The sequence below is a fragment of the Paraperibacillus marinus genome, from assembly GCF_046237605.1.
GTDB classification, from domain to species: domain Bacteria; phylum Bacillota; class Bacilli; order Bacillales; family DSM-1321; genus Paraperibacillus; species Paraperibacillus marinus.
Genome location: NZ_CP143542.1, coordinates 2,006,230 through 2,032,733 on the forward strand (window position 1 = coordinate 2,006,230; position 26,504 = coordinate 2,032,733).

Annotated in this window: 24 protein-coding genes; 21 read left to right on the forward strand and 3 right to left on the reverse strand. The window is 46.5% G+C overall.

All coding sequences use genetic code 11. The features are described from left to right. Nucleotides 1–9: 9 nt before the first annotated feature. Entirely contained in the window at nucleotides 10–762 is a 753-nt protein-coding gene (locus V1498_RS10265; protein ID WP_409298770.1) for an SDR family NAD(P)-dependent oxidoreductase, read from the reverse strand. A gap of 135 nt (nucleotides 763–897) precedes the next feature. Here V1498_RS10265 and V1498_RS10270 point away from each other — a divergent pair, with 135 nt between their 5' ends. From V1498_RS10270 to V1498_RS10305, 8 genes are all read left to right on the forward strand, one after another. Continuing rightward, the gene (locus V1498_RS10270; RefSeq protein WP_409298772.1) at nucleotides 898–1,749 is read left to right on the forward strand and encodes a patatin family protein; all 852 of its coding nucleotides are present in this window, start codon (nucleotides 898–900) and stop codon (nucleotides 1,747–1,749) included. 17 nt (nucleotides 1,750–1,766) lie between these two features. Then, the gene (locus V1498_RS10275; RefSeq protein ID WP_409298773.1) at nucleotides 1,767–2,108 is read left to right on the forward strand and encodes an MGMT family protein; all 342 of its coding nucleotides are present in this window, start codon (nucleotides 1,767–1,769) and stop codon (nucleotides 2,106–2,108) included. Then, the gene (locus tag V1498_RS10280; protein WP_409298775.1) at nucleotides 2,098–2,499 is read left to right on the forward strand and encodes a thiol-disulfide oxidoreductase DCC family protein; all 402 of its coding nucleotides are present in this window, start codon (nucleotides 2,098–2,100) and stop codon (nucleotides 2,497–2,499) included. Before V1498_RS10275 ends, V1498_RS10280 begins: the two co-directional genes overlap by 11 nt. Nucleotides 2,500–2,697: 198 nt before the next feature. Further along, on the forward strand, nucleotides 2,698–3,213 hold the full coding sequence (locus tag V1498_RS10285) for a hypothetical protein (protein WP_409298776.1): 516 nt from the start codon (nucleotides 2,698–2,700) through the stop codon (nucleotides 3,211–3,213). Nucleotides 3,214–3,234: 21 nt separating this feature from the next. Continuing rightward, complete coding sequence (locus V1498_RS10290) at nucleotides 3,235–3,687, forward strand: GNAT family N-acetyltransferase (RefSeq protein ID WP_409298778.1); 453 nt, start codon at nucleotides 3,235–3,237, stop codon at nucleotides 3,685–3,687. A gap of 402 nt (nucleotides 3,688–4,089) precedes the next feature. Further along, nucleotides 4,090–6,072 (forward strand): PTS mannitol transporter subunit IICBA, encoded by a 1,983-nt coding sequence (locus V1498_RS10295; protein WP_409298780.1) that lies wholly within the window; start codon nucleotides 4,090–4,092, stop codon nucleotides 6,070–6,072. 87 nt (nucleotides 6,073–6,159) lie between these two features. Then, nucleotides 6,160–8,253, forward strand: a complete 2,094-nt coding sequence (locus V1498_RS10300) for a BglG family transcription antiterminator (RefSeq protein WP_409298782.1) — start codon at nucleotides 6,160–6,162, stop codon at nucleotides 8,251–8,253. A 5-nt stretch (nucleotides 8,254–8,258) separates the two neighbouring features. Next, nucleotides 8,259–9,401, forward strand: a complete 1,143-nt coding sequence (locus V1498_RS10305) for a mannitol-1-phosphate 5-dehydrogenase (RefSeq protein ID WP_409298784.1) — start codon at nucleotides 8,259–8,261, stop codon at nucleotides 9,399–9,401. 91 nt (nucleotides 9,402–9,492) lie between these two features. Here the strand turns inward: V1498_RS10305 and V1498_RS10310 are convergent, their stop codons facing one another. Next, entirely contained in the window at nucleotides 9,493–10,629 is a 1,137-nt protein-coding gene (locus tag V1498_RS10310) for a phosphotransferase (RefSeq protein ID WP_409298786.1), read from the reverse strand. A gap of 280 nt (nucleotides 10,630–10,909) precedes the next feature. On the opposite strand from V1498_RS10310, the gene V1498_RS10315 reads away from it, so the two are divergent. The 12 genes from V1498_RS10315 to V1498_RS10370 all read left to right on the forward strand — a co-directional run bounded on the left by V1498_RS10315 (nucleotide 10,910) and on the right by V1498_RS10370 (nucleotide 24,463). Then, nucleotides 10,910–11,872 (forward strand): HD domain-containing protein, encoded by a 963-nt coding sequence (locus tag V1498_RS10315; RefSeq protein WP_409298788.1) that lies wholly within the window; start codon nucleotides 10,910–10,912, stop codon nucleotides 11,870–11,872. Nucleotides 11,873–12,065: 193 nt separating this feature from the next. Next, nucleotides 12,066–12,728, forward strand: a complete 663-nt coding sequence (locus tag V1498_RS10320) for a CoA transferase subunit A (RefSeq protein WP_409298790.1) — start codon at nucleotides 12,066–12,068, stop codon at nucleotides 12,726–12,728. After that, on the forward strand, nucleotides 12,725–13,390 hold the full coding sequence (locus V1498_RS10325; RefSeq protein WP_409298792.1) for a 3-oxoacid CoA-transferase subunit B: 666 nt from the start codon (nucleotides 12,725–12,727) through the stop codon (nucleotides 13,388–13,390). Before V1498_RS10320 ends, V1498_RS10325 begins: the two co-directional genes overlap by 4 nt. A gap of 51 nt (nucleotides 13,391–13,441) precedes the next feature. Next, a complete protein-coding gene (locus tag V1498_RS10330; RefSeq protein ID WP_409298793.1) occupies nucleotides 13,442–14,803 on the forward strand; it encodes an aspartate aminotransferase family protein in 1,362 nt (453 codons plus the stop codon). After that, nucleotides 14,796–16,091 (forward strand): aminotransferase class III-fold pyridoxal phosphate-dependent enzyme, encoded by a 1,296-nt coding sequence (locus V1498_RS10335; RefSeq protein ID WP_409298795.1) that lies wholly within the window; start codon nucleotides 14,796–14,798, stop codon nucleotides 16,089–16,091. Before V1498_RS10330 ends, V1498_RS10335 begins: the two co-directional genes overlap by 8 nt. Further along, nucleotides 16,091–17,524: an aldehyde dehydrogenase family protein gene (locus V1498_RS10340; RefSeq protein ID WP_409298797.1), complete on the forward strand. Its 1,434-nt coding sequence runs from the start codon at nucleotides 16,091–16,093 to the stop codon at nucleotides 17,522–17,524. The genes V1498_RS10335 and V1498_RS10340 overlap by 1 nt, the downstream gene beginning before the upstream one ends. A 21-nt stretch (nucleotides 17,525–17,545) precedes the next feature. Then, entirely contained in the window at nucleotides 17,546–19,051 is a 1,506-nt protein-coding gene (locus V1498_RS10345; protein ID WP_409298799.1) for a M81 family metallopeptidase, read from the forward strand. Next, nucleotides 19,051–19,527: a GNAT family N-acetyltransferase gene (locus tag V1498_RS10350; RefSeq protein WP_409298801.1), complete on the forward strand. Its 477-nt coding sequence runs from the start codon at nucleotides 19,051–19,053 to the stop codon at nucleotides 19,525–19,527. The genes V1498_RS10345 and V1498_RS10350 overlap by 1 nt, the downstream gene beginning before the upstream one ends. 26 nt (nucleotides 19,528–19,553) lie before the next feature. Then, on the forward strand, nucleotides 19,554–20,960 hold the full coding sequence (ablA, locus tag V1498_RS10355; protein ID WP_409298803.1) for a lysine 2,3-aminomutase: 1,407 nt from the start codon (nucleotides 19,554–19,556) through the stop codon (nucleotides 20,958–20,960). Further along, the gene (locus tag V1498_RS10360; RefSeq protein WP_409298805.1) at nucleotides 20,957–21,235 is read left to right on the forward strand and encodes a YokU family protein; all 279 of its coding nucleotides are present in this window, start codon (nucleotides 20,957–20,959) and stop codon (nucleotides 21,233–21,235) included. The genes ablA and V1498_RS10360 overlap by 4 nt, the downstream gene beginning before the upstream one ends. A gap of 226 nt (nucleotides 21,236–21,461) precedes the next feature. Then, nucleotides 21,462–22,010, forward strand: coding sequence for a class I SAM-dependent methyltransferase (locus tag V1498_RS10365; RefSeq protein ID WP_409298806.1), 549 nt, complete (start codon nucleotides 21,462–21,464; stop codon nucleotides 22,008–22,010). A 950-nt stretch (nucleotides 22,011–22,960) separates the two neighbouring features. After that, nucleotides 22,961–24,463: an HD-GYP domain-containing protein gene (locus V1498_RS10370; RefSeq protein WP_409298808.1), complete on the forward strand. Its 1,503-nt coding sequence runs from the start codon at nucleotides 22,961–22,963 to the stop codon at nucleotides 24,461–24,463. 393 nt (nucleotides 24,464–24,856) lie between these two features. Here V1498_RS10370 and V1498_RS10375 read toward each other — a convergent pair whose 3' ends face one another. Further along, a complete protein-coding gene (locus V1498_RS10375; protein ID WP_409298810.1) occupies nucleotides 24,857–25,216 on the reverse strand; it encodes a hydrolase in 360 nt (119 codons plus the stop codon). 102 nt (nucleotides 25,217–25,318) lie between these two features. On the opposite strand from V1498_RS10375, the gene V1498_RS10380 reads away from it, so the two are divergent. Beyond that, complete coding sequence (locus V1498_RS10380; protein WP_409298812.1) at nucleotides 25,319–26,260, forward strand: MBL fold metallo-hydrolase; 942 nt, start codon at nucleotides 25,319–25,321, stop codon at nucleotides 26,258–26,260. The last annotated feature ends 244 nt before the right edge of the window (nucleotides 26,261–26,504 follow it).

Sequence of the window (26,504 nt, forward strand, 5' to 3'; positions counted from 1 at the left end):
CTGCCTTTTCTATTTAAGCAAATCTCTGGCATAATAGATCTTCCCGCTTTCAATGGACGGAGACGTCATTAAGCCGACAAGGCATTCAGCCACTTCGGCCGGTTCTTTGAGCTGTCCGTTTTCTTTGTAAGACTGGAAGCTCTCCACTTCATCAAAAAATCCCCGGCTTGCAGAACGGATGACTTCCTGCATTCCGGTATCCATGATCCCCGGACTGAAGGCATTCAGGATATGCGGGAGTCCCTGGTTTGCGAGCTCCAATGCTGCGGTTTCAGTGAATAAATTCAGGGCGGCCTTGGTACTGCCATAAATGCTCCAGCCATGCACAGCCCTTTCGCCTGCGCCTGATGTAATATTCATCATATTCAGCTTAACAGGCCGCTCTTTTGCTCCACGCAGAAAGGCATTTATTAAAAGGACAGGTGCTTCAAAATTCAGCTTTAATGCGCTTGTTACTTGATCAGGGACTAAACTTCCTGCCGGAGCGATCGGCTCAACGGTGCCGGCATTATTAATGAGATAAAGATCTTGATTTTCCAGGCGGAAAATCTCTTCTGCCAATGTACTCAATTCCTTGCCGTCTGCCTTGGAAAGGTCGAGCTGAAAATGATAATAAGGTACATTCTTCCCTTCCGCAAGTTCTTTCAGATTAAGATTTTCCTGCCTTGAAACGGAGGCTATGCCGATTCCCCTGTTCATGAATTTAATTGCACAAGCCTCACCTAGACCGCGCGATGTTCCTGTTATTAATGCGATGGCCATCTAAATTCTCTCCCAACCTTTATGTATTTAGGGCAGTCCATATTAGAATACGAAACTATATTCATATGGTAAACTATTCGTATAATAAATATACCATTTATATCTGAATTATTTAAATAGCAGGAGCGGATGAACATGGAACAAACTGGGCTTGTATTGGAAGGCGGAGGAATGCGGGGAGTTTACACGGCGGGAGTTCTTCGCTATTTGATGGAAAACGATTTGTATTTTCCTTATATAATTGGTGTTTCTGCGGGTGCCTGCAATGGCTCGTCCTATGTAGCCAGGCAATTGGACAGAAACCGGACGGTTAACATAGATTATATTACGCATCCCGAATATATCTCTGTGAAACGATATATGAAAAAAAGAGAACTATTTGGGATGGATTTCTTATTTGATACACTCCCGAACCAGCTGGTCCCCTTTGATTACCAGGCATTTAATGGAGCTGGGGAGCAGTTTGTGGTAGGTACGACAGATGCCGTGACAGGAAAGGCTGTCTATTACAATAAGAGAGAACATGGCGACGACATGCTGACGATTCTTCGTGCATCCAGCTCCCTGCCATGGATGGCGCCTGAAGTCCCATATGACGGCAGGCTGCTTCTAGATGGAGGCATCGCCGATCCGATTCCGATCAAAAAAGCAGAAAGCGACGGAAATCGCAGGAACGTGGTGGTCTTGACACGGAATAAAGGCTATCAAAAAGGGAAGCCTTCGTTTGGCTGGCTTTTAAAAAAGAGATATCCGCACAAAATCGGCCTTATCGAGGCCATACTGGACAGACACAGCCGTTATAACGAGACTCTTAGGGATCTCGCTGAAAAAGAAGAAGCCGGGGAAGTATTCATCATCCGCCCTGAGGAGAAACTTGAGGTAGGAAGAGTGGAAAGAAACCCTGTAAAGCTTACAAAGCTTTATGATAAAGGTTACCAGGAAGCAGAAAAGAACTTTACGAGATTGAAAGATTTCCTGGGCAGCTGATGCTGCGGAGGCAGGTTATGAATCCATTTACACAAAAGGCGCTTAAGATTTTAAGCAGCATACCGGAGGGCAGGGTCATGACTTATGGGCAGGCGGCGGCCTTGGCCGGAAGTCCGAGGGGGGCAAGGCAGATTGTCCGGATCCTGCATTCCATGTCTGATAAGCATAATCTCCCCTGGCACCGGGTCATAAATGCCAGGGGAATGATTGCGATACAGGACAGGGAGACTGCCATCCGGCAGCGGGAACTCCTCCTGTCAGAAGGCATTCCTGTCAGCAGCGAAGGTTTCATTGATTTAACGGTTTACCGGGCAAATATCCATCCAGAAGAAGAAATGGGGGAAGAGCATGGATACTAAAGCAAGGCCGGTCATTCTTTTTGACGGAGTATGCAACCTTTGCAATGGGGCTGTGCAATTTATTATAAAACGGGACAGGGAGGCTGTGTTTGCGTTTGCATCGCTGCAATCAGAAGCCGGTTTAAAATTGCTTCAAGAATATGGAGTGCCGGCTGATAGCGATTCATTCGTGCTCATAGCCGGACCTGATTTTTATCTGCATTCGGATGCTGCCCTTCGTGTTGCTTCCAGGCTCAAAATGCCCTGGAAGACAGCCGGCATCTTCTACATACTTCCAAGAATTTTAAGAGACAGGGTATATAAGCTGATCGCCCGGAACCGCTATCGCTGGTTCGGCAAACAGAATGAATGCATGATTCCCAGACCCGAATGGAAAGAGCGGTTCCTGTAGGGAACTGCACGACACTGCTGCCGCTCAAACAGCAGTGTCAGCACATTACATTTCTTTTATTATTCTTCGTATGCACTCCTTCCACTTCCATCCTTTCGAGCAGATAAATTGATTAATATGTATTCAATAAATGGATAATATTGTATAATCAATAACACCAAAACATAAAGAAATAGCGCGGAGGATGGAGGAAGAAGGGTGAAGAAGGCTGTTATACTTTCCATTTTTGCTTTTGTTATAACAGTATTAGTAACAAATATTTATTTAAAAGGACCATCAACCGTGAAAGCCGCCGTATCCGAACAAATTACAAAAGAAGACGTCCGTCATGACTCGGTGAAGTATCGGATAGTCTCTGTTCCCCATAGTCTTTATACTCTCGTAATTTTTGACATTCCCCACAAAATCTGGCTCTTCAAGAAGCAAACCTTTTTTAACAAAACAAGATACGAACTCGAAACCTCATTTCAAACATATGAATCGACTCTTAATAAAGAAATACAAGGCTATGTAAATGGGAAGCTTGCTTATGGGCTGGTACAAATTCCAGAAGGTAAAACCGCTCATATCAAAGGAGGAAAGTTAGACGTCTTTCCGATCGGTGAATATTTTTCTGAAAGCAAGTATGCCAGAGATTATAAGGAACTATATTTCTATTATTTAAAACAGCGCATTAAAGTGGAAGATGATTACAACCCCATTGACATAGAATAAAAGCTCTACTAGGAGACCATTATGAACATCATCAAATTGGGATCAAACCATAACAAACCAATGAAACTTCTCCTGCTCGCCGATCCTTCAGAACGGTCTGTAAGAGATTACCTCAACCGGGGAGATTGCTATGCCATTCTGGAAGCGGGAGAGATTCTTGGTGTGTATGTCCTGCTTCCTACACGGCCTGAGACCGCAGAGCTTGTCAACATAGCTGTGGAAGAAAAACACCAGGGGAAGGGCATTGGCAGGAAGCTGGTTATTCATGCGATCAGCGAGGCCCGTTCTAAAGGATTTAAAACGATTGAAATCGGAACCGGCAATTCCAGTGTCGGCCAGCTGGCTTTTTATCAAAAGTGCGGCTTCCGGATCATGGGAGTGGATTTTGATTTCTTCATGCGTCATTATGAAGAAGAAATATACGAAAACGGCATCCACTGCCGTGATATGATTCGTTTATCTATGGATTTATGAAAAACGGTTTATAAAGAAAACAACATGATTTTTTTACTCGCAACCGATGCTTGGAAAGGAACCTATACAAGAGCAGAAACAAACACAATAAGGCGGTGGAACGGAGTAAGGAGCAGGCAGGAATGCCAGCAAGATAAATAATGTTCATACCTAGCTGCTGGAAGCCTTATGATACATGCAGCTCCGCCCCTTTTCCACAGAAAAAAGGCAGATTCTTATGGAATGGATTTTCTAGAGGATCTGCCTTTTTTGTTGCTTTTGATGTCTTTGAACATAATAAGGAAGAAACTATAGCTTTGTCAGCGCCCCTGCGACAAAGCTGGCTTTTGTGTTCATTGATATTTGGGCAGGACAGTTTTATCATTAATTGTGTAATATGCCTAAAAGAAAGGGTGAGCACTTTTGGCTCAAACAAACATAAAAGTAGCTGTACAGAAGTTTGGAAACTTTCTTAGTTCCATGGTTATGCCAAACATTTCAGCATTCATAGCTTGGGGCTTGATAACGGCCTTATTCATACCAACGGGCTTCCTGCCAAATGAAAGCCTTGCCAAAATGGTCGGCCCCATGGTTACCTACCTGCTGCCGCTCCTGATCGGCTACACGGGCGGTAAGCTGATTAACGACCACCGCGGCGGAGTTGTCGGCGCGATAGCCACCATGGGTGTCATTGCCGGGGCTGACATTCCGATGTTCCTCGGCGCTATGGTAATGGGTCCGCTCGGCGGTTATATCATCAAGAAGTTCGACCAGCTTCTTGAAGGTAAAGTCAGAGCTGGTTTTGAGATGCTGGTTAACAACTTTTCTGCGGGGATACTCGGAGGGCTTCTTGCCATCCTGTCCTTCCTTGCCATCGGTCCTGCAGTCAGCACATTTACCGGCTGGCTCGTATCCGGAGTTGACTGGCTGGTCGGGACCGGACTTCTTCCGCTCACAAGTATCCTGATTGAACCTGCGAAGGTACTGTTCCTGAACAATGCCATCAACCATGGAGTTCTTTCACCAATCGGAGTGGAACAGGTAAAAGAAACAGGTAAATCGGTTCTCTTCCTCCTGGAAGCCAACCCGGGACCTGGTATTGGTGTCCTGCTTGCCTATTGCATATTTGGAAAGGGCACGGCAAAGAGATCTGCTCCTGGTGCAGCCATCATTCATTTCTTCGGGGGAATACATGAAATCTACTTCCCTTATATCCTGATGAAGCCGATGCTGTTCCTCGCTGTCATCCTTGGCGGAATGAGCGGAGTATTCACACTTGTACTGCTCGACGGAGGCTTGTTCGCTCCTTCTTCTCCAGGAAGCATCCTGGCGATTACTGCTGTGACACCGCATCATGCCAGTGCTTATCTGGCTAATTTCGCAGGCGTGCTTGTGGCAGCCATCGTATCTTTCATTGTTTCAGCCTTTGTTTTAAAAACAGGAAAACAATCTGACGAGAACATTGAAGATGCTGCGCGTAAAATGCAGGAAATGAAAGGAAAAAAAAGCTCTGTAGCTGATGTTTTTGCCGGTGAGCCGGGCTATCTTCCCAACTCTCCGCAAAAAATCATCTTTGCCTGTGATGCCGGAATGGGTTCAAGCGCGATGGGTGCGTCCCTTCTCCGCAAAAAGGTGAAAGAGGCAGGTCTTGATATTGCAGTAACCAATACAGCTATCAATAATCTTCCTTCCGATGCAGAAATCGTCATCACCCAGGAAGAACTTACACCAAGAGCCAAAAATAAAGTACCCAATGCGTACCATATTTCGGTGGACAATTTCCTTTCAAGCCCCGAGTATGATCATTTGATCGGCAAGCTGAAAGACGAAGGCAGGAAAGGGCAGGAAGATATTGTTGAGGATGCCGAAGCAAATGTCCCAGGCCTGCGCGAGGATTCCACAGAGCCGGGGCTCGACAGGGCGGAAACATCTGACCTTGAACGCTTGACGGCAGCTGACGGTGTACAAGACTCTGCTGATGACTTGCTGCGTGAAGAAAATGTGTTCATGAATCAGAAGTTTGCTTCAAAAGAGGATGCAATCCGCTTTGCCGGGCGTGCGCTTGTAAAAGCAGGCTATGTCAAGGAAAGCTATGTCGAAGCGATGATTGCCCGCGATGAATTAACATCCACTTATATGGGCAATGATACAGCCATCCCTCATGGAACAGAGGAAGCGAAGAAGGATGTGCTCAAGTCCGGATTCACCGTTCTCCAGGTGCCGGAAGGTGTAGACTTCGACGGCCAGAAAGCCCGGTTGATTTTCGGGATCGCCGGAAAGGACGGAACTCATCTTGAGATTCTTTCTGGAATTGCGGTCACATGCTCCGATATGGAGAATATCGAGAAAATGGTTAAAGCCCGCACTGCAAGGGAATTAATGGACATTATTAATGAAAATAAATAACGGTACAACGATAGAAAAGCGTCAGGAGACGCTTTTCTATTCATTATTTCTGGAATACTAAACTCATGTGAAATGAGATGGTGAAGCATGCTGATCACGTCAAGGGAAAAATCGTTAATAGAAATGATCATAAAAACTTCGGGAATGCATACGCCCGTAAACCTGGCATCTCATCTTGGTGTCAGTGTCAGGACGATCCAGCGGGATTTAAAGTCCGCAGAGAAGATCCTGAAGTCCTTTGACCTGCTGCTTACCAGAAATTCAGAAGAAGGATTGATCATAGAAGGTAAAAATGAGCAGATTTTCCGGGTGATACAGCATCTGAGGGGCAGCCAGCCTGTCGATCAGCCGCCGCAGGAAAAGAAATTGAACCTGCTGCTATTGCTGCTGCAGCAATTCGATACATATAAGCTCCAGGCAGCGGCAGCCGAGCTTGGAATAAGCATCACCACCCTGTCTGTCTATCTGGATGAAATGGAAGGGTTCCTGAAGGGACAGAACCTCCTACTGACAAGAAAGAGAGGGGTAGGCATTGAACTGCAGGGAAGTGAGACAGACAAAAGAAAGGCACTGGCCGCATATTATCTGAGCCATTTCAATGAAGAACTGATTGAAGCCCTCTTCAGCCTGGAGCAGGGTGAGTGCCGGGATGAGAAAATTCTTTATTATTTCGTCCCTGAATTCTTAAAGGAAATTGACAGGCAGGTAAGCGCAAAAATCAACAGCGGGCCATCACGCCTGGCAGACAGTGATTATATCGGTCTCATCATTCACACTTGCATATCGATGCAGCGCACAATGAGCGGTTATCCAATCGTGGAGCGCAGCGAACCCACAGAAGATTTGATCAATGAATTTTCTTTGATTGAAAAGATATGCAGGGAGCTTGAAGCCGGTTTTTCGATTACATTTGAGGACGGAGACTTGATTTATCTTTCGGCGGTCCTCAAGGGATCAAAGCTTCAGGAAGCTGGAGCGGTGCTGTTTGATTCGGTCATCCTCAGCCAGAAGATCAAAAACGTGATCAAAGAAGTGTCTGAACAGCTGCATGTAGACCTTACGAAGGATTTCTCCCTTTTTCAGGGGTTGCTTGCACATATGGAACCGGCCCTCTACCGGATGAAGCAGAACCTGGGAATATTCAATCCTCTTTCCGAAGAAATCAGGCAGAAGTATCCTGTATTGTTCATGGCAGTCAAAAAAAGTGTTGAACACCAATTTGCTGAGCTTGAGGAAGTTTCTGAGGATGAGGCTGCTTTCATTGTACTCCACTTCGGGTCAAGTCTTGTGATGAGGGAGGAAGATGTGTCCATACACGCCCTGATCGTCTGCCCGACAGGTATCGGTACATCCAAAATGCTGGCAAGCCGGGTCAAAAAAGAAATTCAGGAAATACAAACAATTGATATAAAGACCATTAGGGAAATCAGCAACCCTGAAAACTTATCAGGTTATGATTTCATCATCTCTACAGTCAGGCTCCCATTCATGGGGCTGGATTATATCCTGGTCAACTCTCTGCTGAAGGAAAAGGACATTGCGGCAATCAGAGGCTATCTGCAGCGCAATGTAGAGAAGCTGACGAGAGGGAAGCACTATAAGCATAATGCGTTGAAAAGTGTTCCGGGTAACTTGCCCGCATCCCGCGGGATCCGTGAGGTGCTTCAAGATATAAAGGCTGTCCATAAAAGTGTCGATGATATTCTGACTAATTTCCGCTTCTACCGGGTAAGGGAAGAACGAAGCCATGGGGAGATCATGGGCAATATGCTTGATCGGGCGTGGAAGGAGGGCCTCGTTGGCGATGTTCAGGGAGTGATGGATGCGCTCCGGGAGAGGGAGCAAAAAGGCGGGCTTGGCATCCCTGAGACGGGGATGGGACTCTTTCACTGCAGACATTCAAGTATAAAGTCGCTGATATTCCAAGTGTCGCATCTTACCTCACGAGCTGAAATAAAAGGCATGGATGGAAACAGCATGAAGATGAGAAATTTGCTGCTTATGCTGGCACCCATCGAGCTTTCCGAACGAGAGCAGGAAATCATCTCACTTATCAGCACAAGCTTAGTAGAAAGCAGTGAAGCCATCTTGATTTTTTCTTCCTCAAGCGAAGAAAGCATACGCATCAGGCTAGAAGACATTTTTCTCCACTATATAAACAATAACCTTATAAAGGAATGATGAAAATGAAAACAGCTGTACATTTTGGTGCGGGAAATATCGGCCGGGGATTCATCGGCGCTTTATTTTCACAATCCGGCTATCATGTGACTTTTGTCGATATAGCGGAAGATATTATTAACAGACTTAACGAAGATCGCAGCTATCAGGTGAAACTTGCTGCCGAAAAACAGGAAACACTGGATATCGAGCATGTTTCCGGGCTGAATAATATGACTCAGGAAGAAGAAGTCATCGAGGCCATCAGAACTGCAGAATACCTGACCACTGCCATTGGGCCGAACATCCTGCCGAGAATCGCTCCCCTTATAGCGAAAGGACTGGCCAGGCGGGTAAAAGACAATGATGGGAAGCTGTATATCATTGCCTGTGAAAATCAGATTTCAGCAACGGATCTATTGAAAGGATATATTCTGGAAAATCTGGATTCAGAAACAAAAGAAAAGCTTGAAGGCAGGATCTTTTTCTTCAACTCTGCCGTGGACCGCATTGTACCGATCCAGCATAATGAAAATCCGCTTGATGTCCTGGTGGAGCCTTATTATGAATGGGTTGTAGAGGCCAAAGAAAACATCCCTCATGTTGAGGGCATGAAAATTGTCCCTGACTTGGGACCTTTCATAGAAAGAAAGTTGTTTACGGTGAATACCGGGCATGCGGTCATCGCTTATCAGGGATACCTGAACCGCAAGAATACAATTGATCAGACACTTGATGATGAAAAAATTGCAGAAGAGGTAAAAAAGACTCTTGAAGAAACAGGTGCCTATCTGATTCATCGATACCAGCTGGATGGCAGCGAGCACCAGCAATACATTGATAAAATCATAAACCGTTTCAGAAACCCTTACCTAAACGACGATGTTACCAGAGTAGGGCGCTCCCCGATCAGGAAGCTTGGCGGAAATGACCGGCTTGTGAAACCGGCCTCGGAAGCAGAAAAAGCCGGACTGTCCTTCACGTATCTGGCCAGGGCCATAGCGGCTGCACTACTCTTTGATCACCGTGAGGACGAAGAAGCGGTTAAACTGCAGTCCCTTCTGTCTGAAAAAGGAATCGGAGGGACGCTTGAAGAAATCAGCGGACTGGCCCCCGATAGTGCCATAACGAAAGAAGTAGAGAAGCAGTATCAGGAATTGAAAAAATAACTCTGGCAGCAAATGTGAACGTAATGGATCATGTATACAAAAAGCTTGAGGTTTCTTTAAACCTCAAGCTTTTTGTTTATCTGAAATGGACTCACAGCTTTTCCTGAAAACGATTCATAATTTCATTCAGCCTGTTGGCTGCCCATTCAATGTCATACCCAGCTTCGCTGCGAATGACGGTGTTATATATTTCCTCTAAGCCGATGCGGAGCATGTAGCAATACATAATTTCCCTAGATTCGCAAGTCCCCATATAGGTATGGGTAATTTCCCTAATGAGAGGCTGCAGCTTATCTTCGTTCCAGAAAAGAAAATTAGCTTTATCATATAGAGGATCTCCATACATGGCGAGCGACCAGTCAATGATACCCGTGATTCTATTTTCTTTTGCCAATAAGTTAAATGATCCTAAGTCTCCGTGTATCATATGTTTTTTGTTAAAACGGATGCTCTCCATATGCTTCTTCAGTTCTTTTATTGCATTTTGGACGACTTCCGAATCGAGGCCTTTTGATTCCAGGGAGTCCCAGTTATATGCTGCGCTATTATAAACTGCTCCTAAAAAATCCTTCCAGGTGGGAAAAGGGGCATTCCCAGTACTGTCAAAATAACCATAGCCTTCTCTAGCTTCGTTCACTTCTATTGATTCCAGGGATTTTAAAATGTTTAATACCGCTGGAACAATATCGAGCAGCTGCTGGCTGTTAAGGTCAAACAGTTTGTCTCCGGCTATATATTCTGATATACAATAAGCCGGCCCATCCTCTCTTTCTTGTACATCTAAAACGCGGCGGACAGGCAGTATCCCATTTAGGATCCCATTAATGAAGCGTTCTTTTTTATAACTTTCAAGATGACCGCCGGCCTGAAAAGTATATTGACCTTCCCCTGATTCAAAATAATAAGTCTGAGAAACTAACCCTCCATTAAGTTCTCTTATGTTGAAAGCGTCACGGTAATGTTTCTTGATCAAAGATTGGATTTCACCAAAAGCTATTTTCTTTGTCATTAAAGCATCTCCCTTGAAATGGATTTTTCCCAGCAGCAGCTCATCTAAGGAGAGATGGTAAATCCGGCTCAGCTTAATAATGGAATCTATATCAGGAGAATATTTTCCGACTTCCCAATGGGATAGAGTCTGCCTGGTAATATTCATTTTCTCCGCCACTTGCTCTTGTGTGAATCCAGCTTTTTTTCTCCTGAATTTTAAGTTTTCGCCTATTTTCATAAAACATCTTCTCCTTGATAAAATTCTCTCATATACACATGGGAAATCCAGCAATGATTCCTTGCTTTTGGTTAGTCTTTAAATCAATAAATACGCTGAAAATTATCCTGAATGGCTTTAAGGACGCTGGTTGATTGATAGAATGGTTATTAAACACGCCAATTCCGCTCACCACTTACAGATACAGGGCCGTATAGAAAATTTCTTTACCATTCCTATACCTCCAGTATAATTGTTATATAAAAGTTTTCGTGATAAATAATGCAGGAGGGGTGACAGCATGAAGCTTGCGGATCCGCTGTATGGAGAATTTGAAATAGAGGGTGTTCTGCTGGATTTACTCGAAACAGCTGCCATCAAAAGGCTTAAGAATATTCACCAGGGTGGTGCGAGTTATCTGGTGAATCGGAACTGGAATGTAACAAGGTATGAGCACTCTGTAGGAGTGATGCTTCTCCTGAAGAGGATGGGCGCATCCCTGGAAGAACAAATAGCGGGGCTCATCCATGATGTTTCCCACACGGCTTTCTCGCATGTAGTGGATCATATGACAGGAAATTTGGAACAAAACTATCATGAAACGATATTTGAAGAAGTAGTGAAAACTTCAGAAATTCCTGCCGTATTGAGCAGGCATGGATACAGGATGGAGGGGATTCTGCCGGCTGATAGGTGGTTGCTGCTGGAAAGGGAGCTTCCGGATTTATGTGCAGACCGGATTGATTACACGCTGAGGGATCTGACAGCTTATGGATCTATTACAATGGATGAAGCCCGTCAATTCATCGCTGATCTGGAAGTGGTTGACAAAAAACTTTGTGTGGGTTCCCTAGATGCAGGGGACTGGTTTGCAGAGGCTTATTATAAAGAAGTAATTGATTTTTTCCTGGATCCCGGGAATGTTTATGGATATGCCCTTCTTGCTGATATTCTAAAGATTGGAATTGAAAAGAAGATTCTTTCCATGGAAGACATTAAAAAAGATGATGAATACATATTGAATCTGCTTTATTCCAGCAGCGACCGCGAAATAAAAGGAATGCTCGAGGGCTTTTCAAGGAGGGCGGTCTCAGACGACAGGAATTATGATATCCACGTGAAGAAAAAAATACGGATCATAGATCCATTAATTAGATATAAAGGAAGACTTGTCAGGGGATCGGAGCTGTCTTCTAATATCAGGCAGATGAACAGAAAGGCAGTGGAGCGTTCCACGAAAGGTACATACATACGATTGATTTGAAGGCGGCGCTGCTGCCTTCTTTTTCTTCGTCCATTCGGCTCATTTTTCCATTTCGGGCATACAGCGCCGCAGTCTTTGAATATACATTGCATATATACCCTTCTGTTCTTTGATAAGTGTTCCCCGGCAATCTTGGAGGGGTAAATAGGCCGAATGTAAATGATAGACGAACTATTAGGAGGGAGAGAGGCTGTTGAAAAAGCTGGTTTCGCCGGAAAAGGCAATTTCCCTCATCCGGGACGGAAGCCGAATCATGGTCGGCGGTTTCGGGCTGGTGGGCTGTCCGCTAACATTAATTGATTCTCTGGTTGCATCAGGAGTCAAAGACCTGGAAATCATCAGCAACAACCTGGGCGAACCAGGCAGGGGACTTGGCCTTCTGGTGCGTGAGAACAGAGTGCGGAGGGGAATCGGTTCTTTTTTCACATCCAATCCGGAGGTTGCAGAAGCAAAGGCTGCCGGCAGGCTGGAAATAGAATTGGTGCCACAGGGTACATTGTCCGAAGCAATCAGGGCGGGCGGGGCCGGAATACCTGCCTTTTTTACTCCTGTCGGGGCCGGGACGGATATTGGGGCAGGGAAGGAAGAAAGAAGATTTGGCAGCAGGCCGTGCATCCTGCAGGAAAGCTACCGCGCGGATGTTGCTCTGATAAAGGCGCACCGAGCAGATATCCTGGGGAATTTAATCTATTCTAAGTCGGCTCGCAACTTCAATCCGATTATGGCTACAGCTGCAGAACTTGTCATTGCCGAGGTGGATGAGATCATGGAGACAGGAGCCCTGCCGCCCGATGCCATTGTGACTCCTCATTTATTTGTAGATCTGATTGTCCTGAGGGAAGGTGAAGGGCCGTGAATACAAAGCAGCGGATTGCCTTGCGGGCTGCCCGTGTCCTTAATGCGGGGGATGTGGTCAACCTGGGGATAGGCATTCCCACACTTGTTGCTGACTTCATCGAGGAGGGAAAGGGCGTTTTTCTCCACTCCGAGAACGGGATTCTCGGGGTGGGACCTACACCCAAACCGGGCTATGAGGATCAAGATCTTGTTAATGCGGGCAAACAGCCTGTCACGGTTGAAACAGGGGCGTCTTTTTTTGACAGCGCTGCCTCCTTTGCGATGATCAGGGGCGGCCATATTGATGTCTCCATCCTCGGTGTACTGGAGGTGGATGAACAAGGCCGTGTCGCCAATTGGGCGGTTCCAGGCAAAACCGTGCTTGGCGTCGGCGGCGCCATGGATCTGCTGGAAGGATCGAAAAAGGTAATCGTAACTACCCTCCATGAAACCGGTGCCGGGGAATCCAAAATCGTGAAAAAACTGCATTATCCAATAACCTCACAACGGAAAGCAGATCTCATCATCACAGAACTTGCCGTCTTCAAGACAGACAAACAAGGACTCATCCTCATCGAAATGGCTGAAGGAATCACCCTTGGAGAAATAAAAGCAAAAACCGCAGCAAGCTTCCGGATCGGAGAGGGGATTGGGGGGACTGACCCCATTTCCGGGAAATAGGGGACAGTCCCCCATTTCCCGAATATTTCCCGAGAGTGGAGGAGGGTGGTTATGGAAGATCGGGATTATGTGTTTCACCGTGATTTTTTTAAGGAGTATCCACTGATTGCGTATGGGAAGGGTGCTTATTTGTATGATGAGGACGGGAGGAGGTATTTGGATGCCTGTTCAGGGGCAGTTGCTGCGAATCTTGGACATGGGAGAACAGAGATAGCGGCAGCGATACAGGAGCAGGCGGCAAAGGCAGCATTTGTGCATACTCTCCGGTTTGAAACCAGGGTCCTCCATGAACTGGCGGAAAAAACGGCGAAGCTTGCTCCAAAGCCTTTAAATACCGTTTATTTCACTTCCGGAGGATCGGAGGCAAATGAGAGTGCCATCAAGCTATCACGGCAGCTTCATCATGACAGCGGGAAGCCGCAGAAGAATATAGTGATAGGCAGATGGCAGTCTTATCATGGCAATACCTATGGATCCCTGTCAGCCGGAGGTGATATCAAGAGAAGGCAGCTCTATCAGCCGAATCTCGTCCATTTCAGCCATATCCATCCTCCTCATTGCCTGCGCTGCCCATACCAGAGAAAGCTAAGTGCCTGTAATGCGGAAAAGAACTGGTCCTGTGCTGCCAGCCTTGAGAGCACCATCCTTGAGCTGGGGCCCCAGAATGTTTCAGCTTTCATCGCCGAACCCATCACAGGCAGCCAGCTTGGTGCTTCCGTTCCTCCAAGCCAGTATTTTAAAGAAATACGCAAAATTTGCGACCGCTATGATGTTATCATGATTGCCGATGAAGTGATGACAGGGTTTGGGAGAACAGGCCGCCATTTTGCCATTGAGCACTGGGATGTAGTTCCTGACATCATTACGTTCGGAAAAGGGATATCAGCAGGCTATGCGCCGCTCGCTGGAATGATCGTCCATGATAATCTAGCCGGCTTGTTAAAGGAACACAGCAAGGGTGTCTTCCAGCACGGTTATACATACAGCGGCCATCCGGTTTCTGCTGCTGCAGGCTTGGCCGCGCTTGCTGTTTATGAAAAAGAAGCAATCTTGGACAATGTGAAAAGAATGGGTGCTTATCTGGTCCGGAAGCTCGGTGAATTAAAAGAAAAGATTCCCTATATATATCATATTAGAGGAAGAGGACTGCTGATTGGGGTTGAATTCGCACGGGGACAATCAGGTGCCCCGTTCCCTCCCGATATAAAACTTGCTGAAAAGATCAATGACAGGGCCATGGAGCTCGGTGCCGTATTCTATCCGGGAAGCGGCTCTGAAAATGGGGTAAGGGGGGATCATCTTCTGATCTGCCCGCCCCTATCGATAAAGGCGGAAGAAATTGATGAGGCAGTGGGAATTCTGGAGAAAGCAATCCTGGAAGTTGTAATGGAGGAGGGAAATCAAAATGGCTGAACATGCTAAAGTTTCCATCAGGGATAAGGCTGGGAAACACTTGTCACCCGTCATGACCCGCGTGTCGGAGATGGTGATTGACAGGGCGGAGGGAGCCAGATTCTGGACGGAAGACGGCAGGGAATATATAGATTTTGTTTCAGGAGTGGCTGTAAATGCGCTCGGTCACTCTCATCCTGCAATCGTGGCCGCGGTAAAAAAGCAGGCAGACCGATTTCTGCACTTTGGGCTGAATTACGGTTATTACGACAGCGCTGCGGATCTTGCTGAAAAGCTTGCTGAAATAACACCGGGAAATCTGGACACCGTCTTTTTTTCCAATTCGGGTGCAGAAGCCATCGACGGTGCCATTAAGCTTGCCAAGGCAGCTACGGGAAGACCGGGGATCATTGCGTTTGAGGGATCGTTTCATGGCCGTACACTTGGGGCGACCGCTCTTACTGCCTCCAGTTCCAAATACCGCAAACTGTATGAGCCCGCCTTGGGGGAGGTGTATCATCTGCCATATCCTTACCCATCACACCTTGAGCATGTAGATCCCACTGAGGTAAGCGAATACTGTCTCGGGCAGCTTCAGAAATTGTTTGAGCTGAGAACCGACCCATCCAGGGTAGCTGCCATTCTCATCGAGCCGGTCATGGGGGAAGGCGGATATTTCCCGGCACCTTCCGTCTACCTGCAGGGATTGAGGAAGGCTGCAGATGAACATGGAATCCTGCTGATTTTTGATGAAGTACAATCAGGCTTCGGCCGTACCGGAAAAATGTTTGCCGCTGAACATTCTGGTGTCATTCCGGACATCCTCGTTCTTGCCAAAGCCCTCTCAGGCGGCCTGCCGCTCGGAGCGATAGTAGCCGAAAGGGCCTTGCACGAAAAATGGCCACAGGGTGCACACGGATCTACATTCGGCGGAAATCCAATATCTTGTGCCGCTGCCCTGGCAAGTATCAGGGTGCTGGAGGAAGAAAGTCTTGTGAAACGCAGCAGCGGGCTTGGAAGCGAAATTGCCGCCAGATTAAAAGAAACATTAAGAGGAATCAGAGGATTGAAGGAAATCAGGGGTCTCGGCATGATGATCGGGATAGAATTTGAACAGAATGCAGCGGCAAGTGTCGTACCAAAAATAAAGGAACGCGCCCTCGAAAATTCACTTTTGGTTATGAATTGCGGCGTCTATGGGCAGACCATCCGGCTCATGCTTCCCCTGAACATTGATGAAGTGATATTGGATAGGGGGCTGTCTATATTGGAAGAGGCAGTCAAAACCATCTGCGGGGAGCTGGGATGATGAATCTGGGGCTGTATATAAACGGTGAATGGGTTCTGGATCACGGACAGGTCTGCTCAGCGAGCATTGACCCGGCTACAGAGGAAGAAGTCGGGCGCTTCCCACTGGCAGCGGCTGACCAGGTCGATGCGGCAATTGAGAGTGCAGCCGGTGCATTTTTGGATTGGAAAAAGACCCCTCTCCCCGAAAGGGCCAAATTCCTGTGGAGGGCATCGCTTGGTTTTGAGGAAAATCAGGAGGCAATTGCTGAGGTAATGACAAGGGAGATGGGAAAGACCCTGGCTGAATCGCGGGGAGAGATAGGTGTTGTGATCGAAACGTGCAGATATATGGCAGGAGAAGGCCGCAGGCTTTTCGGCGAAACGACCGCCTCATCCTCGCCCCACAGGAGCATTGCCATGGTCAGGGAGCCAATCGGGGTAGCCGCCTGCATCACTCCCTGGAATTTCCCGGTCGCCATGGCCGGATATAAAATAACGGCAGCCCTTATCAGCGGCAACACCGTGGTATGGAAGCCGGCTTCTGAGACGGCTCTATCGGCACAGCTGTTCACAGAGGTCTTTCACAAAGCCGGCATCCCGGCAGGTGTTTTGAACCTGATTACCGGTCCGGGCAGCACAGTCGGCACCCAGCTGGCCTCCCATGAAAAGGTCAAAATCATTTCGTTCACAGGATCCACTGAAGTAGGCATTCAGCTTGCAGGCATTGCTTCCAAAACTTTGAAAAGGATTTCGCTTGAATTAGGAGGGAAGAATGCCGCCATTGTCCTGAAAGATGCAGACCTTGACCTTGCGGCTGCAGCGATTGTGAAAGCTGCCTTCACTACAACGGGCCAGAGATGTACGGCAGCGAGCCGGGTCATCGCAGAGGAAGAAATCCATGATCAGCTTTTACAAAAAGTAGTGAAGCTGACAAAGGCCTTGAGGATCGGGAATGGTCTTCTGGAAGGAGTGGACATCGGGCCGCTGGTAAACCGGGAGAGGCTGCTTGCTTCCCTGCAGTATGTTAAAGATGCGGTGAAGGAAGGAGCGGCCGTGGAGTGTGGAGGAGATGCAGTTCCCTCTGAAAAAGGCTATTATTTCAAGCCTGCTGTCTTAAGCGGTGTCAAACCGGAGGACAAAGTCGCAGTTGAAGAGGTGTTTGGACCTGTCCTCGCCTTCATCAAGGCGGCTTCGTTTGAAGAAGCAGTCCGCATCAATAATGCCACACCATACGGCTTGTCCACGTCTATCTTCACGAACAGCCTGCATTATGCAAACAGGGGAGCTGCAGAGATCGAAAGCGGCCTGGTATATATAAATAATGGCACTTCCAACGCGGAAATCGGCGTGGCGTTCGGGGGTACTAAATTATCGGGCAACGGCCATAGGGAAGTTTCACATCATGTGTTTGACGCTATGACTGAATGGAAGACCATCTATACGAATTACTGATCATAAGGAGATCTGGGGCCAGTGGAAAAGTTAAGGATAGGCATCGCATTTTTTTATCATGAATCGAACAGTTTTGCCCCTTACAAGACCGTACTGCAGGATTTCTATAATGAGGGGTATTTCAAAGGAAATGAATTACTGTCAGCTTATGAAGGCACCGGGACAGAGGCAGGCGGATTCATCGAGATCCTCCGGAAGGAAGAAGGAGTGGAAATGGTTCCGCTGCTGGCAGCAGCTGCTGTTCCGTCCGGACCGGTTGCCGAAGAAGCCTTCCAGCATATAGCTGCTGAAATGATTTCCTGTCTGCAGGAAGCTGGCAGGCTTGATGGGCTGCTGATTGCCCTGCATGGCGCCATGGCGGCAGAAGTGACTCTGGACCCGGAAGAAGTACTTCTGAGAAAGATAAGGGTGTGTATCGGCCCGCAGCCTGTGATTGCAGCTACCCTGGATATGCACGCTAACCTCAGCAGGGAGATGATTAAGCATACTCCCTATTTTTTTGGATTCAAAACCTATCCACACACCGATATGTACCAGCAGGGCATGAATGCTGCCATCCGGCTGCTTAAGGTTTTAAGGGAGAATCGCAGGGCTGAGGCCGTTTTCATAAAACTGCCCATGATGCCTCCTTCCATCAATATGAAAACATCCGAAGGGCCGATGCATGAGTTGATGGAACTGGCTTCAATGATGGAGGCAGAAGGAGAGGCAGAAATTGTTTCCATCTTTGGAGGGTTCCCTTACTCTGATGTACCTTGTGCCGGGGCAAGCATCATTGCGGTCGATCAGCAGATTGAAAAAGCAAATAAAGCAGCGCAAAAGGCGGCAGACCGCTTCTGGAAGTTAAGGGAGCAATTTATTGTAGAACTGCCCGGCGTGGAAGAGGGCCTTAATATGGCCTTGTCTATCCAGGATAATAAGCCTGTCGCAGTAGCGGATATTTCAGATAATCCCCTAAGCTGCGGCAGCGGGGATACCACCGCCCTGCTCCGTGAAATGCTCTGTCTGAACCTTGAACGGTCACTGTTCGGAGGCCTGACCGATCCTGTTTCCATCCAAAAGTGCAGGCAAGCAGGCGAGGGGGCAGTGGTCAGCCTCGAGCTCGGCGGAAAAATGCTCCCCCAATTCGGGCCGCCGGTGCCTGTCACGGCAAAAGTCATTGCATTATCCAAAGGGATATTTTATAACAGTGGTCCTTTCAACCATAAGCTGAAAGTGGATCTCAAGGGGGCTGCTTTTATCCGTGCCGGCAATATGGATATCCTGCTGATCGGCCGCCCGATGTCGGCGAATGATCCGGAAATGTTCAGGCACATCGGCATCGAACCCTCAGCATACAGGATTATGGTACTGAAGGCCAAGAATCATTTTCTGGCTGCATTTGGCCCCATTATCAGCACTGTGATATATGTGGATGCTCCTGGTGTGGCAGCAAATGATCTTTCTGTCTTGAATTATACTAATATCTCCAAAAATTTGTGGCCATTATCTCAGGCAGAATGGCCGCCGAAGGGAGGAAGCCTTTAATGGAGACCAATGAAGATTCCTATTATACGGAGATACCGCGGTCCCTTTCACCACAGGAACAGCAGCTGATGATCCAGCTTGAAAAGGATGCTTTCCCAGGACTTGGAGCGGTCGATGAACAGACACTTGTCCCGCTAGCGAGGTACGGGAAAATCATTCTGTACAGGGAAAAAGGCGATTCGGTGCCGGTTGCAGTCTGTGAACTCATGAGAGATTACCATGATGGGGAAAAAGCTTATATTTTCGGCTATTATGTGCGCTCAGATAAAAAAGGTGCAGGACTTGGCAGGCGGTTTATGGAGGAAGTGCACCGAATCCTTAGGCAGGACGGTTTTTCAAAAGCATGTTTGACCGTAAGCATTGAAAACAAGCCGGCGGTCGCGCTCTATGAGAAATCAGGTTATGTTACCAGGGAGCTGAGACCGGATGAGTTTGGCAGGGGTGAGGACAGATTCTACATGGAGAAAAGCCTGTAAAGCTCGAAGAACCGAGGAGGGAAATCATGGAGTTATTTAAGCCTGCAAGGCATTGGAGCGAAGTGGAGCTTTGGAAGGATGTTACCGGGGAACAATGGAATGATTGGATCTGGCAGCTCACCAATACGATCAAAACACTTGAAGATCTGAAAAAGGTGATCGACCTCACTCCGGATGAAGAAGAGGGAGTCAGAATTTCCACAAAGACCATCCCCTTGAACATCACGCCGTACTACGCTTCACTCATGGATCCGAAAGACCCAAAATGCCCGGTCCGCATGCAGTCGGTCCCAATCAGCAAGGAACTGAAGAAAACGCGTTATGACCTCGAGGATCCGCTTCACGAGGATGAAGACTCACCGGTTCCCGGCCTTACACATCGTTATCCGGACAGAGTCCTTTTTCTTGTAACCAATCAGTGTTCAATGTACTGCCGATATTGCACGAGACGGCGATTTTCCGGCCAGATCGGCATGGGAGTTCCGAAAAAACAGCTGGATGCCGCTATATCCTATATCCGGGAAACTCCTGCCGTAAGGGATGTGCTGATTTCAGGCGGAGACGGCTTATTGATCAATGATCATATTTTAGAATATATCCTAAAAAACCTGAGAGAAATCCCTCACGTCGAAATCATCAGAATCGGCACAAGGGCTCCCGTCGTCTTCCCGCAGCGGATTACCGAGAATTTATGCCAGATACTGCGCAAATATCACCCAGTCTGGCTGAATACACATTTCAATACCTCGATTGAGATTACAGAGGAATCAAAGCGTGCCTGTGAAATGCTCGTGGACGCCGGCGTTCCTGTCGGGAATCAGGCAGTCATCCTCTCCGGCATCAACGACAGTGTACCCATCATGAAAAAACTGATGCACGATCTGGTTATGATCAGGGTGCGCCCGTATTATATCTACCAATGTGACCTGTCAGAGGGCATCGGCCATTTCCGGGCACCCATCAGTAAAGGACTTGAAATCATGGAAGGCCTTAGAGGCCATACTTCAGGATATGCCGTGCCGGTTTTCGTAGTCGATGCACCTGGCGGAGGCGGCAAGATACCGCTGCAGCCAAACTATATCATCTCACAGAGTGCGACCAAGGTTATTCTCCGGAACTTTGAAGGAGTGATCACCTCTTATCCTGAGCCCCAGGACTATCAGGCGGGAAAGGCAGATGTTTACTTCAGTGAGCGGTTCCCGGAGGTTTACAGAGAATATAACAGTACCGGAATTCTTTCCGTTATGGATGATTCGAAGTTCAATATTGTGCCGGAAGGATTGGAACGCCTGAATAAAAGGAATTCCTACAATGTTAATCCCGCACATGAAAGTTTGAAGGATAAAAGAGGGAAGAGAGACGAATTAAAAGAGAAAAAATTCCTCGCCCAGCAGTCCAAAAATAAAGATGAAAATAAGGTGGAAGAACCATGAAATGTATCTGGTGCGATCGTGAAGGGGCAGCGGAGACCAGATCATCTGTATTCTGGGAGCTTCCCGACGGCACTAAGGCCATTGAGATTACCGGTACACCCACTATTGAATGCAGCGGATGCGGCATGAAATACCAGACGGATGCCCTGACAATGGAAATAGAGGATCAGCTGTTTTTAATCGATACGAAAACTCTTCCTAAAGTGATCGATTATAAAGATCTAATGGAAAGGCCGAGGCTATTGAAGAGGAACTATTTTAATTTTAATGATTGATAGGAAGGAGGCAGAATATCTGCTTCCTTTTTTTGATGAGTTGAATGAGGAAAGTTCTTCTGTTTAATGGTGCCGGTTTATTTAAAGGGAAGGCTATGAATTTTGACTTAAACAAAGAAGTGAGGTCTCTTCTCACCGAATTCAGAGTCTGATAAAATGGAATAGTAGTAAAAATTTCCAATCGCAAAAGCTTCAGCTCATAAACATTTCAAAACGTGGGAGTAAAATGAATTTGCATGTATATGGCCAAGATTTATTTAAAGGCTCAGCAGCCTATTATTCTAAGTACAGACCTTTGTATCCTTCTTCCTTGGTCAGATTCTTAGTTGATAAATTCAATTTAAATGGAGAACAAAAGGTACTTGATTTAGGCTGCGGCCCCGGACATCTTTCTATAAGACTTTCAGATTGGTGTCATAAGATCGTAGGAATAGATACTGAACCGGAAATGATAGAGGAGGCAAAAAGGCTGCATCAAGAGATAAGAATGGGGCAAATACATTGGTTTAATGGAACCTTAGATCAATATTACACTGAACATAAGGAACAGTTTAGACTTGCAATCATTGCTAAAGCATTTCATTGGATGAACCGCGCTAAGATATTAGATGATCTATACGATATGATATCTGCTGGCGGCGGAGTGGCTATTATTGATAATTATGATCCAATCCAGCCGTTGACAATATGGCAGTCCAAATTGAATGAAACATTGAAAAGTGGTATGGGAAAGAAAGAAGAGCTGGTAACTCTATATACACCCATCCCGTTATAAGTCACGAAGAAGTGATAACAAATTCAAAATTCAAGTTGGTAATACATGAGTTACCCCTATATGAAATTACCTGGACCATAGAGTCAATACTAGGAAACATATATTCAACTTCTTATGGTTCTAAACGATATCTTGGGGGAAATGTGGAGTTATTTGAACATGAGGTCAGAAATGCTCTGCTTGAGATCAGCAGTTCTGGAGTGTACAGAGAAAAGCTTAGAATATCAGTCAAGATGGGACTGAAGAATTATTAATTTTAAGTCATATACCCGGTGAGCATTTCAAGCTATTTTATTATGCTCTTTTCTAAAAGATTTTTGTTTTCTGATAGTTCTGTGAAGGGATTTAATTATTAAACAAGTTGATTGGAGCGGAAGGTGCGAGACTCCTTAATCCAGCTTCAAGCTGAGACCCTCGAGTCATAAGCCAAGCCGGCTATGGGAAGAAAGAGCACTTCCCATAGCCGGCTCAGCTTATGCTTGTCGGGTCTCTGCCTGCCGTAATACTCGCATCTTTAAACAAGTTATCTGAACATTGTATTATAAATAAGTGTTATTTGGCAGGCACCGCTTTCCGCTTTATAATGCGGGAGCAGCGGGACAGGTGAGACCCCGCAGGCAAAGCCGAGGAGGCTCACCGCCCGCTCCTAAGGTCCGCGAGTGCCTGCAGCGGAAATCAACTCTCTTGTCCAATAGCCACAATATATGCGAAAACAGTCTTAGATTAAATCTTTGGATTAACCAAAAGACTCTTGTTCCAGCTGCAAGATTCAGGACCGTGAATAAGTCAATCTGTGTCCAGTTAAAAAATACCCCATAACAATATTTCCTATCTTAATATGAGAAGTCAAATGCAATATAAAACAGGGTTTTACCTAAAATTCATAGACTTTTGGTAAATATGGGTTAAACTAAGAATAGTTTCCAATATAAAACAGGAGAGATTGCTGCTTGCAACTATTCAGGGATTTTCAGAAAAAAATGCTTTTTAATTACATATTCGGCTCTTTTATTGCGGTATTTGGCATCGGCAGTTTATTTATTTTCCATACGCTTATCCTGATATCCTCGGAAATTGTGCTCCTGCTGGGCATCATGCTGATTTCCTTTGCAGTCATGGCAGCGGTGGAGTATGCGGTATACAGGCATCACATTAAACCAATCCGGAAGGTATATGAGACCGATCTCACGGATTTTTCCAGCTTGGAAAATGCTTTTCATACGGTTCACTCTTTTCCGGTTTTAACGGTAAAAAGGATCCTTGGTCCGCATTTTTTAGGTGTTGCGGTTCCATCAAGCATTCTTGTGTACACTTTTATCAGCACGGGGCATCTGCATATACCCTATCATTATATCTTCATTACATGGGCTGGGGCGTTTTTGATTGCCAGTATGCATGCGGTCATTGAATTTTTCCTGACCTACCGCACCATTACCCCTTTGATCACGGATTTATTAAAGCGTTCGGAGCGGTCCGTCAAAAGAATGAGCCTTCCCGAAAAGAATACCATCAGCTTGAAAAGCAAGCTTCTCTTCAGCTCTCTTTTTATTGCCATCTTTCCTCTGATGATTTTCATCTTCGTTTCCGGGATTCAGCTTAAGCAGCTGGGTGGAGGAAGTATTGCAGATTATTGGAGGTGGGCGGTAGTCATTTTAGCCGTTATCCTGTTTCTTTCCATATTTTCGAGTCTGCTTTTATATGAAAATATAAACAGTCCAATGGAGAAACTGAAGATTGGCTTTTCTGCAGTCGAGAAGGGGAATCTCACATCCCTTGAGAATATCTATTCGGATGAGTTTTCCAGGCTGGTAGCGGGATTCAACTCCATGACGAATAAAATCATAAACAGGGACAGGCGGAATGGCGAGCTCCTGGAAAGCTTTTATACGGTATTCGCTGCCACGCTCGATGCGAGAGACCCTTATACAGCTGGACATTCAGAGCGGGTGGCTGAGTACTCCGTTTCAATAGGGAAGAAGGCCGGTCTTGGGCTTGTTGAACTGGATTTATTGAGGAAGTCGGCACTGCTGCATGATATCGGAAAGATCGGAATCAGTGATGCGGTCCTTCTCAAGGAGGGCAGGCTGACAGCCGGGGAATATGAAGAAATAAAGAAACATCCGGTAATTGGCGCTAAGATATTGGAGCAGATCAATCTTCCCAAGGACTTAAGGCCTCTGCTTCCCGGCGTCAAATACCATCATGAACGCTATGATGGGCGGGGCTATCCGGAGGGACTGGCAGGGGATAACATTCCGCTGTTCGGCAGAATTATGGCGGTTGCTGACGCCTTCGATGCCATGACATCCGACCGTCCATACAGAAGGGGAATGCCTTCCGGTAAGGCGCTTGATATACTTCAAGAAGGTAGAGGAACTCAATGGGACCCGATCTATGTGGATTTCTTCCTTGAATTGAATCGTGAAAAAGAGACAGTCCCTGCTGCGAACTAGGGCTGTCTCTTTTTTTATGGAAAAGGGGGGGAGCTGCATGATGTGGTCATCATTTACTGCCATTCCTGTGTGCCTTGCTCGGCTCCACCGCCTTATTGAGGTTGTCCCTGCTCTTGTCCCATTTCTTTCCACGCATGGATTGCGGTGAGAGAACTCAGGTTTGTTTTATTGTGTGGCTGTTTTCGCATACATTGTGGCTGTTGAATAAAAAAGTGGATTTCCGCTGCAGGCACTCGCGGACCTTAGGGGCGGTCGCTGAGCCTCCTCGGCTTTGCCTGCGGGGTCTCACCTTGAAGCTGGATTAAGGAGTCTCGCGCCTTCCGCTCCAATCCACTTGCCTAAATAATTTATTCACCTCACAAAACCCATTACAATCAACGATTTTTATAAAAGCTACTGTTTTAATTTGTCTATATCCTCCCTGGTTTCCTGGAATTCCAAGTCCAGTATTCCCTGCTGCTTGATGAAGCTGCGTGCTTCGTCATCACCTAATTTATAAATCATGCTGTAGATTTTTTGCAGGGAAGATTCATATTTATCATTTTGGGAATCTTTGCTTGGCTCCACATAAGGAACATGGGATCTGGCAAAGGTTTTCATATCGTCATTGTAATTTTCCGTGAACCACATTTTAAGTTCGGCCAGCTCTTCCTCATCGGCCTGAATTCTGAAATTAGGGCTTCCATCAATCGGCTGCTCCAGGATTTCGCCATTGGATATATCCACATAATAAGTATTTTTCAAGGTTTCCATATCAACACTCCCCATATGTCATTTCTTATCTGTACCACTATAATAGAGATATTAATCTCTTTGCTTGTTAAAATATGCTAAACCAGGATAGGTGAAAAAATAATGGCCAAAAAAAGATATGTCAATTTGGATGAAGTGGATTCTTCAAAAGGAATAGCCGATATGCTGCGGTGGGCAAATGAGCGGAGGAGAAAGGTAAAGGACCTTTCTTCCCAGATTCCGCAGGCAGACAAAAAGGAAACTGAAAAATTGAAGCAGAACCAAAAGCGGCAGAGCATCACCTGGATTGGGCATTCTACCTTTCTCATTCAATCATCAGGAATCAATATTCTCACCGACCCGGTGTGGGCACGGCGGATGGGAGTGGGAAAACGGATCACTGAGCCCGGCCTTGACCTTAGTGAGCTTCCAAGGATTGATGCGGTTGTAATTTCACATGGCCATTATGATCATTTGGATTTTGGGACGATAAAAAAATTAAAAGGAGACCCCCAATTCATCATTCCGGCGGGTCTTGGCCCTCTTTTCAAGAAAAGGGGATATGATGACGTTCATGAAGCACAATGGTGGGAAACCCACAGCTTTGGCGGACTCAGGTTCACCTTTGTACCTGCCCAGCACTGGACAAAAAGAACCTTGACAGATACGAATACATCCCACTGGGGAGGCTGGATGATCGAAAGCCCTGCGGGAAGGAATATTTATTTCGCAGGAGATACCGGCTATTTTCGCGGTTTTAAGGAAATCGGAAAAGCTTTTCCCCAGGACATTGTCCTGATGCCGATAGGTGCTTACGAACCCGAGTGGTTCATGGCCGTTTCCCATATAAACCCTGAAGATTCTATAACAGCTTTTCAGGAACTTGGCGGCTCTTTATTCATCCCCATGCATTATGGCGCCTACAGGCTGGCAGACGATACCGGACCAGAAGCACTGCTCCGGCTCGAAGCCGAATGGGAAAGATTGAGCTTAAGCCGGGACAAGCTTAAAGTTCTTAAAATAGGAGAAACTTTTTGGGATCCTTCGCCCAGCCGAATGGGTTAAAACCCGGGTGGTTATCGCTGAGATCGGGGGAGAAACGCTAAAATAGTGATTATGACCAAAAAGTGCTGATACCAGGGAACGAATGGTCCTAAAGAAATGTTTAAGGCCATTTTGAGCCCGATTAGGAGGAGAACAGGCCATAAAATAATTATTAAGACCAAAAAGTTCTGGAATTCACGGAAAATTGGTCCTAAAGAAATGATTAAGACCAAAATGGTCCGCAGAGGAAGAAAAGGGGTCATAA

Coding starts and splice junctions, on each gene's coding strand:
- V1498_RS10265 (WP_409298770.1), bottom strand. CDS start 762: ATGGCCATCGCATTAATAACAGGAACATCGCGCGGTCTAGGTGAGGCT.
- V1498_RS10270 (WP_409298772.1), top strand. CDS start 898: ATGGAACAAACTGGGCTTGTATTGGAAGGCGGAGGAATGCGGGGAGTT.
- V1498_RS10275 (WP_409298773.1), top strand. CDS start 1,767: ATGAATCCATTTACACAAAAGGCGCTTAAGATTTTAAGCAGCATACCG.
- V1498_RS10280 (WP_409298775.1), top strand. CDS start 2,098: ATGGATACTAAAGCAAGGCCGGTCATTCTTTTTGACGGAGTATGCAAC.
- V1498_RS10290 (WP_409298778.1), top strand. CDS start 3,235: ATGAACATCATCAAATTGGGATCAAACCATAACAAACCAATGAAACTT.
- V1498_RS10300 (WP_409298782.1), top strand. CDS start 6,160: ATGCTGATCACGTCAAGGGAAAAATCGTTAATAGAAATGATCATAAAA.
- V1498_RS10305 (WP_409298784.1), top strand. CDS start 8,259: ATGAAAACAGCTGTACATTTTGGTGCGGGAAATATCGGCCGGGGATTC.
- V1498_RS10310 (WP_409298786.1), bottom strand. CDS start 10,629: ATGAAAATAGGCGAAAACTTAAAATTCAGGAGAAAAAAAGCTGGATTC.
- V1498_RS10315 (WP_409298788.1), top strand. CDS start 10,910: ATGAAGCTTGCGGATCCGCTGTATGGAGAATTTGAAATAGAGGGTGTT.
- V1498_RS10330 (WP_409298793.1), top strand. CDS start 13,442: ATGGAAGATCGGGATTATGTGTTTCACCGTGATTTTTTTAAGGAGTAT.
- V1498_RS10335 (WP_409298795.1), top strand. CDS start 14,796: ATGGCTGAACATGCTAAAGTTTCCATCAGGGATAAGGCTGGGAAACAC.
- V1498_RS10340 (WP_409298797.1), top strand. CDS start 16,091: ATGAATCTGGGGCTGTATATAAACGGTGAATGGGTTCTGGATCACGGA.
- V1498_RS10350 (WP_409298801.1), top strand. CDS start 19,051: ATGGAGACCAATGAAGATTCCTATTATACGGAGATACCGCGGTCCCTT.
- ablA (WP_409298803.1), top strand. CDS start 19,554: ATGGAGTTATTTAAGCCTGCAAGGCATTGGAGCGAAGTGGAGCTTTGG.
- V1498_RS10360 (WP_409298805.1), top strand. CDS start 20,957: ATGAAATGTATCTGGTGCGATCGTGAAGGGGCAGCGGAGACCAGATCA.
- V1498_RS10365 (WP_409298806.1), top strand. CDS start 21,462: ATGAATTTGCATGTATATGGCCAAGATTTATTTAAAGGCTCAGCAGCC.
- V1498_RS10375 (WP_409298810.1), bottom strand. CDS start 25,216: ATGGAAACCTTGAAAAATACTTATTATGTGGATATATCCAATGGCGAA.
- V1498_RS10380 (WP_409298812.1), top strand. CDS start 25,319: ATGGCCAAAAAAAGATATGTCAATTTGGATGAAGTGGATTCTTCAAAA.